Origin of the sequence: Aestuariivirga sp., from assembly GCF_041738905.1 — a bacterium.
In the GTDB taxonomy this organism is placed as follows: Bacteria; Pseudomonadota; Alphaproteobacteria; order Rhizobiales; family Aestuariivirgaceae; genus Aestuariivirga.
The window spans coordinates 61693-73671 of record NZ_JBGSOZ010000106.1; the positions used below are offsets into that span (position 1 = coordinate 61693).

Sequence of the window (11979 nt, forward strand, 5' to 3'; positions counted from 1 at the left end):
TGCATTTTGGGCCATGGAAGGCCTCAAGGTCAACGGGTGCGACAGTGTTTCTGCCATGATACAGGCGCGCAGGGCAGATTATCCGCAAGCGGGTCACCGTTGACGGCTGGATCACGTCCATGGAAAGTCGAATCCGCGAAGCAGAGGTGAACCAATTGACGGTTTCAGACAGCGGCAGGGCGGGCGAAACGATGAGCGAGGCGGAAGCGCGCGTGCGGGCATTGCCGCTCTGGCGCGGGCTGAAATCCGTGGTTTCGCTGAAGGGCGGCGTGAGCAACGCCAGTTTCAGGGTGGCCGATTCGGCGGGACTCTATGTCGCGCGGGTCGGTGGCGACTATCCCTTCCACCAGGTGTCGCGCGAGCGCGAAGCCATCGCCTCGCGGGCAGCTTTCGAGGCGGGACTTTCGCCCGAAGTGCTGCATGCGGCGGATGGTATCATGGTGCTCCGCAACATCGAGGCCCGCACCTATACGGAGGCCGATGTCAGGGCCAATGCCGGGGCTTGCGTCGAAATCATCCGGCGCTGCCACCGCGACATGGGGAGGCACATCTCCGGCCAAGGTGCCATCTTCTGGGTATTCCAGATCCTCCGTGACTACTTCCGGACGCTGGAGGCCGGACATCACCGGCATGTGCCCGACATCCTGCGCTGGATGAACATTGTCGACCAGTTGGAAGCAGCACAGGTGCCGCTCCCCATCGTGTTCGGCCACCACGACATCCTGCCGACCAATTTCATGGACGATGGCGAGCGGTTGTGGCTGATCGACTGGGAGTATGGCGCATTCGGCACCGCCATGTTCGACCTGGCCTCGATTGCCGCCAACAACTCCTTCGATGCAGTGGGCGAGCGGACGATCCTCGAGGCCTATTTCGACGGCACGCCGCCCGAATCAGTGTGGCGGGCCTTCCACGCGATGAAGGCTGCGAGCGCGCTGCGCGAGGCCGTCTGGGGCATGGTGTCCGAGCTGCATCTCAATGCGCCGGGCGTCGACTATATCGCCTATGCTGCCGAGTATCTGGGCCGCTTCGATGCGGTTCATGAAACCTACCTGAAAACCTACGGCCGCTGAGGAGAGCATGCGATGAAGCGTTCGGACTGCGAGGCGCTCGACCGTGCCGATCCGCTGGCAAAAAAACGCAAGGCCTTCTCGATCCCCGAGGGCATGATCTATCTCGATGGCAATTCGCTGGGCGTGCTGCCCGTCAATGTTCCCCTGCGCGTGGCCGAAGTGGCGCAGAAGCAGTGGGGGCAGACACTCATCAAGTCATGGAACGAGCACGGCTGGTTCCACATGCCGCGCCGGATCGGTGACCGCCTCGCGCGGCTCATCGGCGCGCCGCCAGACAGTGTCATCGCGGGCGACACCATCTCGGTCAATCTGTTCAAGCTGCTCGGAGCGGCGGCGAAGCTGAACCCTTCACGCCGCGTGATCCTCTCGGACAGTGGCAATTTCCCCTCCGACCTCTATGTCGCCCAAGGCTTCCGCGACCTGCTTGACGATGGTTACGTGTTGAAGGTGGTGGAGCCGGAACAGGTGATGGACGCGATCGACGAGACGATCGCCTTCACCATGATCACCGAGGTCGACTACCGCACAGCTAGCCTTCACGACATGAAGGCGGTCACCGCCAGGGCGCATGCGATGGGCGCGCTCACCATCTGGGACCTCGCCCATTCCGCCGGGGCGACGCCTGTCGATCTTGCCGGCAGCAACGCCGACTTCGCGCTGGGCTGCACCTACAAGTACCTGAACGGCGGGCCGGGTGCCCCAGCCTTTCTCTATGTCCGGCCCGACCTGCAGGACAAGGTTCAGCCCGCATTGTCAGGCTGGTGGGGCCATGCAGCGCCCTTCAGCTTCGATCTCGAATACCGCCCAGCCCCCGGCATCATTCGCAACCAGTGCGGCACGCAGCCGATCCTTTCGATGGCGGCACTCGAAGCCGCGCTCGATGTGTGGGACGATGTCGACATGGGTGTGCTGCGCGAAAAGTCCATGGCGCTGTGCAAGACGTTCATTGATCTCGTCGAGCTACGCTGCGGTCCTCATGGGGTGACGGTCGCCGGGCCGCGCGACATGGCGCAACGCGGATCGCATGTGTCGCTTCATCACCCGCAAGGCTACGCGGTGATGCAAGCCCTCATCGCCAGCCATGTCATCGGTGATTTCCGCGCGCCCGACATGATCCGCTTCGGTTTCACGCCGCTCTACACAAGCTTTGCGGATGTGTGGGGCGCAGTCGATGTGCTCGTCCGCATTCTCGACGGGCGCGAATGGGACCAGCCGCAATTCCTCGCGCGCAAGGCCGTGACATGATCATCGACATATCGCAGGGACTGTCTCCCGGCATGGCGGGCTTTCCCGGCGATGCGGCCTACGAGGAAAGCTGGACGTTCCGGATCGGCCCCAACTGCCCGGTGAACGTCTCTCGTGTGGCCTTCTCGGTCCATTGCGGCACCCATGCGGATGCACCGCTGCATTACTCAGCCGATGGCGCCACGGCAGGCGCACTGTCCCTTGAGCCCTATATCGGGCCCTGCCGTGTGATCGACGCCCGAGGCGATGGGCCGGTCTGCCTGCCCGAAGATATCGAAACAAAGCTCGCCGGAGTGCCGCCGCGTGTCCTGCTTCTGCTGGCCGATCAGCCCGATCCAAAGACCTGGCCCACAGGGTTCAGGGCGCTTGCCGCTGAAACAGTGGACCTGCTGGCCTCGCGCGGCGTGGTGCTCGTCGGCATCGACACGCCCTCGGTCGATCCCGAAACGTCGAAATCTCTTGAGGCCCATAACGCCTGCCGGATCGCCAATATGCGCATCCTCGAGAACCTCGTCCTCGCGCATGTCGAACCCGGCGACTACGAACTCATTGCCCTGCCCCTGAAATTCGAAAACCTCGACGCTTCGCCAGTGCGGGCGGTGCTAAGAAGACTTCAGCCGTCGTAGCCGTAGTCGCGCCGTGCCGCTTCGGGCGTTACCAGCCCTGCGGCGATATCGGCTTCGAGCAAGGTCCTGTCGCGCTTGTCAGGCTGGCCGAAACCGCCACCGCCGGGAAGTTCCAGCACGAGGCTGTCGCCCTTGGCGATGACGTGGATGCCCTTGTCGGGAAGCACGTCGCCTGAACCATGGCGTGCCGCCCCCTTGCAACCCGGCATGCCGCCGTCACGGCCCTGGGCTGCATTGTGGATACGGTCGAAGGTCGCGGCTGAAATCGCAAAGGGTGCCGCCTCGCGGTTTGCAACTTCGATGATCTGCGACACTCCGCCCCGCCATTCACCCGCGCCGCCGGAATCGGCCAGATAGTGCTTGCGCTTGAAATAGAGCGGGCACTGCGTTTCGGTGACTTCGACAGGGATGGTGCCGACGCCCGACGGGAAGGCCGTGGTGGCGAGGCCGTCCTTGCCGGGCCTGCCGCCGATGCCGCCCAATCCCATGTTGATGACGGCGAAGCTCTTCGCATGGGCGGTTTCTTCCGGCGAAACGCGGCCATGGGCGGAATAGAGCGAGAGAATCCAGATGGGGCCAGCACTCTCCGCCTGCACCGTGCCGGGCAGCGCCTGTGCCAAACAACCGAATACGCTGTCAGCCAGCATCTGGCCGATGACGTGGCGGGCTGTTACCGGTGAAGGCCGGGTCGGATCGACGATGGTGCCGGGCTCGGTGACGAGGTCGAAACAGGAGAGTGAACCGATGTTGTTCGGCACATGCGGCGCGATCACGGCTTTGAGGCCGAACACGGCATAGGCATGTGTATAGGTGCGTGGTGAGTTGATGCCGAACAATGAGGCGGCCGAGGAACCTGAAAAATCGACGGTGATCTTGCCGCCCTTGATCGTCATCTTCGACTTCAGCACAAGCTGGCGCTCATAGCCGTCGAGCGGCATTTCGTAGGACCATTCGCCCTCGGGCAGCGCCTTGATCGCTTCCCGCGCGCCTTTCTCGGACTGCTTCAGGATGTGCTTCGCCAGAGCATCAAGCGAGGTGAGCTTGAACTCCGCCATCATGTCGATGAGGCGGCGCGCGCCCGTATCGTTGGCGCTGATGAGAGACAGAATATCGCCGCGCACTTCCACCGGGCTGCGCGAGTTGGCGAGGATGATCGACAGAAGTTCCTCGTTGAGCGTGCCCTCCTTGCGGACGCGCATGTGGGGAATGAGGGTTCCTTCCTCGAACGAGGAATTGGCCTTGGCCGACATGCCGACGCCGCCTACGTCGATGACATGGCAGGTGGAAGCGAAGAAGGCGACGAGCCTCTTGCCGAGGAATACCGGCGTCATCATCACGTAGTCGAACAGATGGCCGGTGCCGAGCCACGGGTCGTTGGTGATGAACACGTCGCCGGGCTTCATGGTCGATTGCGGATAGAGCTTGAAGAAGTGGGCGACCGCCGTCGCCATGGTGTTGACGTGGCCGGGCGTGCCGGTCATCGCCTGCGCGATCATGTTGCCTTCGGTGTCATAGACACCGGCGGACAAGTCGCCCGCCTCGCGCGTGATGGTGCCGAAGGCCGTGCGCAGCAGAGATTGCGCCTGCTCCTCGACAACAGCGATGAGGCGGTTCCACATCACTTGCGTGCGGATGGCGGCGAGTGCGTCCTTGCTCATTTCACGCGCTCCAGAACGATGTAACCGAGGGAATTGACGGAGGCCGTGAAGTTGGCGCCGACGATGGTGGAGGTCTCGTCTTCCGCGATGATGGCCGGGCCCTTGATGGCGGCACCAGCCTTCATGTCGAAGCGCCAGTAGACGGGCGCGGACACCTGCTTGCCGAGTGCGGGATCATATATGGTCCGTTTCGAGCGCGGCTTCGGCGCGGGCCTTTTCGCGGCTTTGGCGGCGCGCTTGGGCTTGACGGCTTGCGAGGAGACGGTGACGGACCAGGTGATCGCTTCGGCTTCCTGGTTGGGAATGCGCAGGCCATAGACCTGTTCGTACAAGCGCTCGAACGCTACCTTGATCTTCGCACCATCGGCTTTCGAGAGCTTCTTCACCGGAACGCTGACACGAATCTCGTGACCCTGGCCAACGTAGCGGCAATCCGCGATGACCCGCACCGTGGCTTTTGCCTTGCCAAGCGCGGGTTCGACAACGGAGCGGGCATCAGCCGTCATGCTGACGATCAGGGCGTTGACCTTTTCGGCGTTGAAGGCCTCAAGCGAAACGACTGCGCTCCGTGTGATCTCATAGGCAACGGGGGCGCGGAGGAAGCCAATGGCAGAACCCACGCCAGCACCAAGCGGCACGATGATGGAACGCACGCCCACTTTTTCCGCGAGGCGGCAGGCATGAAGCGGTGCTCCGCCGCCAAAGGCGATCATGGTGCAGGCTGCAATGTCGCGGCCCCGCTCGATGGCATGAACGCGCGCGGCATTCGCCATGTTCTCCTCCACGATCTCGGTGACGCCGGCCGCGGGCCAGAAGTCCTTGAGGCCCAGCTTGCTGCCGATGTTCTTTTGAAGCGCAGCCTTCGCACCGGCTTCATCGAGGGGAATCTTGCCCCCAGCGAAATAGTCGGGGTCGATCTTGCCCAGCGCCAGATTGGCGTCCGTCACGGCGGGCTCGGTGCCGCCGCGCCCATAGCAGACGGGGCCCGGTGTGGAGCCTGCGCTGTCCGGTCCGACCGTTATGCGCGACAGCTTGTCGACGCGCGCGATGGAGCCGCCGCCTGCGCCGATTTCGACCATCTCGATCACCGGAATGCGGACGGGAATGCCGGAGCCCTTCATGTCGCGGTAGGCGCGGGCAATCTCGAACTTGCGGGCGCGCTCGGGCTCACCATCGGTGAGGAGGCAGATCTTCGCGGTGGTGCCGCCCATGTCGAAGGACAGCACCTCCGGCAAATTGCATTCCGCCGCGATCTGGCTGGCCAGGATGGCGCCGCCCGCGGGGCCTGATTCAACGAGGCGGATCGGAAACCGCGCCGCCGTCTCGAGCGTCGTGAGGCCGCCGCCCGACATCATCAGGAAGAGCGGCGCCGAGAGCTTCATGTCCTTCAGCTGGTCGCGGAGGCGATAGAGATAGCTCGCCATCAAGGGCCTGACATAGGCATTGGCGATGGTCGTCGAGAACCGTTCGTACTCGCGGATTTCAGGCGCCACTTCGCTCGAAATGCAGATGGTGACATCCTTCGGCAGGTGCTTTGCCAGCACCTCGCGCACCCGCTTCTCGTGCGCGTCGTGGGCATAGGCATGGAGGAAACCGATGGCGACGGCCTTCACACCTTCCGCCGCGATCTTGCCCGCCAGCGTCGCAGCACCCGTATCGTCCAATGGCACGAGCACTTCGCCGTCAACGGAAAGCCGTTCCCTCACTTCGAAGCGCAGCGTGCGCGGCGCCAGCGGCACCGGGCGGTCGATCATCAGGTCGTAATGGTCGAAGCGCTTTTCGTAACCCTGCTCGATGATGTCGCGGAAGCCTTCCGTTGTGATGAAGGCCGTCTTCGCGCCCTTGCGCTCGATCAGGGCATTGGTGGCGAGCGTCGTGCCATGGATGAAGACGCCGATGTCCTGCGGCTTCAGGCCGGACTGGGCCAGCACGATCCCTATTCCCTCGATGACGCCCAATTCCGGCGCATGGGTGGTGGTGAGGACCTTGCCGCTCCAGCGCTTCGGGCCGCTTTCGAGCACAATGTCAGTGAAGGTGCCGCCAATGTCGGCGGCGAGTTTTGCCTGTTGAGCCATACCTGTGGTTAAGGCGCGCACGATCATTTTGGCAAGAGGCTTTCGCATCCGGTTTTTGATGGGCGTGTTGCAGAAACCGCTGCACCACTCTATCAAGCCCTCATGGCAAAAGTGACGATCCAGGATGTGGCCCGCGTGGCGGGTGTGAGTGTCGCGACGGTGGACCGGGTGCTGAACCGCCGGCCGGGCGTGCGCGGGGTGACCGTCAACAAGGTCGAAAGCGCCATCCGCGACCTCAATTACCAGCCCGACCGCATCGCGGCCCGTCTGGCGCGGTCACGGGAATACAGGTTTTGCTTCGTGCTGCCAGACCGCTCAGGCGACTTCTGGGAGCGGATCAACGAGGAAGTCCGCACCATGGCCGACCGGATGGCGGGCGAGCGCGTGGCGATTACCATCAAGCGGGTTGACGTGTTCGATGGCGAACTTCTGGCGGCGACCCTCGATTCAATCGGTGACGTGCATGATGGTGTCGCGGTGGCCGCACTCGACCACCCCGCCGTGCGCGAGGCCATCAATGCGCTGGCGTCGCGCGGCGTGACGGTCGTGACACTCGTGTCTGACGTGCCGGGATCGAAGCGCGTGCATTATGCCGGGATCGACAACTCCTCCGCGGGCCGCACGGCGGCAAGCCTCATGGGCCGTTTCCTGCGCGGGCTTTCGGGCAAGGTCGGCCTCATCGCAGGCTCGCTGGCGCTGCGCGATCATATCGAGCGCCAGTTCGGCTTCGAGCAGGTGCTGACACATGAATATCCGAACCTCAAGGTTCTGCCGGTGCGCGAGTCACGCGACGACTGGCGGAAGCTGGAAGACATGACCCACCAGCTTCTGGCCGAGCAACCCGACCTCCTCGGCATCTACAATGTTGGCGGCGGCACCAGAGGCATTGTCTCGGCACTTGAGGCATCGGGCCGCGCGAAAGAGGTTGTGCTGCTGGGCCATGACCTGAGCGACACGAACCGCAAGGCGCTGATCCGCGGCACCATCGATGCCGTCATCAACCAGGACCCCGGCCATGAAGTCCGCAGCGCCATCCGCGTGCTGATCGCCAAGGCCGACAACGTTCCGCTGATCGAGAGCCAGGAGCGGATCAGGATCGATATTTTCCTTAGGGATAATCTGCCCTGATCTTCTACCGCACTTCTTTCAGGGCGCCGTAGAGATTGGCGTAGCGCGGCAGCATTTCGGTTTCGTAGAACCTCGTGTTGGCAAGGTTGGGCTCGATCACCGCTTTCGAACGCACCATCGCATTGCAGCCTTCCTCGATGGTCCTGAACTTGCCAGCGCCGTGCGCGGCCAGGATGGCGCAGCCCAAGGCTGGCGCATCCGCCACTTCCGTCAGTTCGATCGGAGCGCCGATGGTGTCGGCGTGGATCTGCAGCCAGAGCGGAGAATTGGTGGCGCCACCCGCCAGCACAATGCGCTTCGGCGTGAAGGCCTCGCCGAAGCTGTCGGTGATGAGCCGTGTTCCCAGACAGATGCCCTCGATGATGGCGCGAAAAACATGCGCCGGGGTGTGCTTCAGCGTCAGCCCCGTGATGGCGCCGCGAGAACGGGCGTCGGTATAGGGCGTGCGGTTACCCTGAAAGTGATCGAGCACGAGCAGACCTTCAGCACCGGGCGGAATGGCCTTGGCACCATCGTTCAGCGTGTCCCAGCTGGTATGTTCGGCAAAGTGGCGCTTGAACCACGCGATCACGGAACCAGTGGACGTCTGCCCGCCCTCGATGATCGGCTTTCCGGGATAGATGCCGTCCATGTAGGTGCCCCAGACCCCGGGCTTGTGGACGACGCGGTCGACAATGCCGATGTGCAGATGCGAGGACCCGGTGATCAGGGCCATTTCGCCCGGTTCGGTGACGCCCAGTCCGATGACGCCGATGAAGGCATCGGACCCGCCTTGAACCACCAACATTCCGGACTTCAGGCCCAAGTGAACGGCTGCCTCATTCGTCAGCGGGCCAATGGGCGTGCCTGGCGCGAGAATGGGGTTCGGCCATTTCTCTTCCAGTTCGGAGAGGCCTACGGCTGCGAGCAGCGAGCGCGGCACGCCGCCATGCTGGGTCTGGTAGTGCCAGCGGATGGCGGAATTGCCGAGCGAACCCACCCATTGGCCGGTCAGGCGGAAATTGATGTAGTCCTGGTATTCGCCGACCTTTGCCGCGCGCGCAAACATCTCCGGCTGGTTGCGCTTCATCCACAGCGACTTGGGGATCATCCACTCGGCCGAGACGGGACCGGCCCCTCCGCCGTTGACGCGCAGATAGGGGTCCTTCGTGGCGGCAATCTCGTCCGCCTCCTTCGACGAGCGGACGTCCATCCAGATCATGCAGGGGCGGAGCGGCTTGCCGGCATCATCGAGCGCCACGACGGAGCAGCAGGTGGTGTCGACGCTGAGGGCGATGATATCGGCGGGGGATACACCGGCCTTGGCGATCGCTCCCTTCACCGACTGGCCCATGCAGGCCCACCAGTCCTCGGGGTTCTGCTCTGCCCAGGATGGGTTCGGAAACTCTGTCTTGTAAGGTGTTGCAACGGATGCGAGCGGCCTGCCGTCCAGATCGAAGACAAAGGCGCGGATCGATTCCGTGCCGCCGTCGACGCCGATCACATAGCTCATACCGCTCCTCCCCCGATGGCCATCCACTGGGCCTCGCCTTCATCGTAAGCGTGAAGTTCGCCCATCGAGATATCAAACCAGACGCCGTGAAGAGACAAGTCCTTCTTGTTCTCCTTCATGCGAATCCATGGAAATGTGCGGAGATTGGCCAGCGAATGTTCGATCGAGGCGCGCTCGATCAGGCGCTCGTGAATGTGGTCATCGCAGCCCTCCTCCCGCGGCACGATGCGCGCGACATCCTTGATGGGGCGCATCCAAGATCCGATGAAATCGGTATTGCTCAACGGACTCGCGTCCTGCACCACGGCACGGATGCCACCGCAGCGGCCATGACCCATCACCACGACATGCTTCACGCCCAGCGAGAGCACGGCGAATTCAAGCGCGGCCGAGGTCGAATGATGGCCGCCATCCGGCGTGTAGGGCGGAACCAGATTGGCGACGTTGCGGACGACGAAGATTTCGCCGGGGCCCGCATCGAAGATCGTCTCGGGTGCTGCGCGCGAGTCGCAGCAGGCAATGATCATGGTCTTTGGCTTCTGCGCGCCTTCGCCAAGCTTGAGATAGCGCGCGGCTTCGGAAGTGTAGCGGCCGGAGCGGAAATTCGAGTAGCCGTCGAGCAGCATGGATGGCAGCGGCATGGTGTTGGTCCCTTCTCGCGTGCAGTGGTGGTCATAAAGATGGCCGGGTCAAGCCCGGCCCTCCCATAGTCAATGCGTCGAGGTCACTCTCATTCCACCACGCGCACGGCGCCCTTGGCGGCGCTGGTTGTGAGCGCGGCATAGGCCCTGAGTGCCGTGGTGATCTTGCGCTTGCGCTGTTCCTTCGGCTTCCAGGCCTTGTCGCCCAGCGCCAGCATGGCCGCGCGGCGGCGGGCCAGTTCATCATCGGGCACCGCGAGACGGATCGAACGATTGGGAATGTCGATCTCGATCGTATCGCCTTCCTGCACCAGCGCAATGAGACCGCCTTCCGCGGCTTCCGGCGAAACGTGACCGATGGAGAGCCCCGAAGTGCCGCCCGAGAAGCGGCCATCGGTGATGAGGGCGCAGGCCTTGCCCAGGCCCTTCGACTTCAGATAGCTCGTCGGATAGAGCATTTCCTGCATGCCGGGGCCGCCGCGCGGGCCTTCGTAGCGGATGACGACGACGTCGCCCGCCTCGACGCCGCGGTTGAGGATGCCATCGACCGCTGAATCCTGGCTCTCGAACACCTTGGCCTTGCCGGTAAACTTCAGGATGCTGTCATCGACGCCCGCCGTCTTCACGATGCAGCCTTCAAGTGCGAGGTTGCCGTACAGCACGGCGAGGCCGCCATCCTTCGAGAAGGGGGTTTCGACACTGCGGATGACGCCCTTCTCGCGGTCGAGATCGAGCTCGTCCCAGCGGCTGGACTGGCTGAAGGCGACCTGTGTCGGCACGCCGCCCGGAGCCGCGCGGAAGAATTCGCGGACGGACTCGGACTTGGTCCGCGACACGTCCCAGCGTTCCAGCGCTTCGCCCATGGTGGCGGAATGGACCGTCGGCAGGTCGCGGTTGATAAGGCCGCCCTTGTCGAGCTGGCCGAGGATGGCCATGATGCCGCCTGCGCGATGCACGTCTTCCATGTGCACGTCCGACTTGGCGGGAGCGACCTTCGAGAGCACCGGCACGCGGCGCGACAGGCGGTCGATGTCCTTCATCGTGAAGTCGAGTTCGGCCTCGTGCGCGGCGGCAAGGATGTGGAGCACCGTGTTGGTGGAGCCGCCCATGGCGATGTCGAGCGTCATGGCATTCTCGAAGGCGCCGAAGCTCGCGATGTTGCGGGGCAGCACGTTCTCGTCGTCCTGCTCATAATAGCGGCGGGCGAGATCGACCACGAGGTGGCCCGCCTCGACAAACAGGCGCTTGCGGTCGGAATGCGTGGCGAGCGTCGAGCCGTTGCCGGGGAGCGAAAGACCGAGGGCCTCGGTCAGGCAGTTCATCGAGTTGGCGGTGAACATGCCGGAGCACGATCCGCAGGTGGGGCAGGCCGAGCGCTCGATGGCCTTTACGTCCTCGTCGGAGACCTTGTCGTCGGCGGCGGCGACCATCGCATCGACGAGATCGAGGGCCCTGGTGACGCCAGAGAGGACAACCTTGCCCGCCTCCATCGGACCGCCAGACACGAAGACGCACGGGATGTTGAGGCGCAGCGCCGCCATCAGCATGCCGGGGGTGATCTTGTCGCAGTTGGAGATGCACACCATGGCGTCGGCGCAGTGCGCGTTGACCATGTATTCGACGCTGTCGGCGATGAGTTCGCGGCTCGGCAGGCTGTACAGCATGCCGTCGTGCCCCATGGCGATGCCGTCGTCGACGGCGATCGTGTTGAATTCCTTGGCGACGCCGCCGGAAGCCTCGATCTCGCGGGCGACCAGCTGGCCGAGGTCCTTCAGGTGCACGTGACCGGGGACGAACTGGGTGAACGAGTTGACCACGGCGATGATCGGCTTGCCGAAATCGCTGTCCTTCATGCCGGTGGCGCGCCAAAGGCCGCGCGCACCCGCCATGTTGCGGCCGTGGGTCGTGGTTCTCGAACGATAGGCTGGCATCGGTGTTACCTCGGATCTTCTCTTGGTTCTTGCCGGGCTTGGGGCCGGCCGAAAAGGATCGGCTGCACGCGTTTCCGCTCCGGATTTTGACCTTGTGATAGGGCAAGGGC

9 protein-coding genes are annotated in these 11979 nt (G+C 63.7%); 4 read left to right on the forward strand and 5 right to left on the reverse strand.

What is annotated here, in order from left to right:
- Window positions 1-119: 119 nt before the first annotated feature.
- The 3 genes from ACEW8Q_RS09145 to kynB are packed head-to-tail and all read left to right on the forward strand — an operon-like array spanning window position 120 to window position 2944.
- Window positions 120-1073, forward strand: coding sequence for a phosphotransferase (locus ACEW8Q_RS09145; RefSeq protein ID WP_373503743.1), 954 nt, complete (start codon window positions 120-122; stop codon window positions 1071-1073).
- A 12-nt stretch (window positions 1074-1085) separates the two neighbouring features.
- Complete coding sequence (gene kynU, locus ACEW8Q_RS09150; RefSeq protein ID WP_373503744.1) at window positions 1086-2318, forward strand: kynureninase; 1233 nt, start codon at window positions 1086-1088, stop codon at window positions 2316-2318.
- Window positions 2315-2944: an arylformamidase gene (gene kynB / locus ACEW8Q_RS09155; RefSeq protein ID WP_373503745.1), complete on the forward strand. Its 630-nt coding sequence runs from the start codon at window positions 2315-2317 to the stop codon at window positions 2942-2944. The genes kynU and kynB overlap by 4 nt, the downstream gene beginning before the upstream one ends.
- Here the strand turns inward: kynB and ACEW8Q_RS09160 are convergent.
- Window positions 2932-4602: a hydantoinase B/oxoprolinase family protein gene (locus ACEW8Q_RS09160; protein WP_373503746.1), complete on the reverse strand. Its 1671-nt coding sequence runs from the start codon at window positions 4600-4602 to the stop codon at window positions 2932-2934. The genes kynB and ACEW8Q_RS09160 overlap by 13 nt on opposite strands.
- Entirely contained in the window at window positions 4599-6677 is a 2079-nt protein-coding gene (locus tag ACEW8Q_RS09165) for a hydantoinase/oxoprolinase family protein (RefSeq protein ID WP_373503747.1), read from the reverse strand. The genes ACEW8Q_RS09160 and ACEW8Q_RS09165 overlap by 4 nt, the downstream gene beginning before the upstream one ends.
- Before the next feature lie 102 nt (window positions 6678-6779).
- On the opposite strand from ACEW8Q_RS09165, the gene ACEW8Q_RS09170 reads away from it, so the two are divergent.
- A complete protein-coding gene (locus ACEW8Q_RS09170) occupies window positions 6780-7805 on the forward strand; it encodes a LacI family DNA-binding transcriptional regulator (RefSeq protein ID WP_373503748.1) in 1026 nt (341 codons plus the stop codon).
- A 4-nt stretch (window positions 7806-7809) separates the two neighbouring features.
- On the opposite strand, the gene ACEW8Q_RS09175 is transcribed toward ACEW8Q_RS09170, so the two are convergent.
- From ACEW8Q_RS09175 to ilvD, 3 genes are all read right to left on the reverse strand, one after another.
- Window positions 7810-9297, reverse strand: coding sequence for a ribulokinase (locus tag ACEW8Q_RS09175; RefSeq protein WP_373503749.1), 1488 nt, complete (start codon window positions 9295-9297; stop codon window positions 7810-7812).
- The gene (locus ACEW8Q_RS09180; RefSeq protein WP_373503750.1) at window positions 9294-9938 is read right to left on the reverse strand and encodes a carbonic anhydrase; all 645 of its coding nucleotides are present in this window, start codon (window positions 9936-9938) and stop codon (window positions 9294-9296) included. Before ACEW8Q_RS09180 ends, ACEW8Q_RS09175 begins: the two co-directional genes overlap by 4 nt.
- A gap of 89 nt (window positions 9939-10027) precedes the next feature.
- Complete coding sequence (ilvD, locus tag ACEW8Q_RS09185) at window positions 10028-11869, reverse strand: dihydroxy-acid dehydratase (RefSeq protein ID WP_373503751.1); 1842 nt, start codon at window positions 11867-11869, stop codon at window positions 10028-10030.
- Between the last annotated feature and the right edge of the window lie 110 nt (window positions 11870-11979).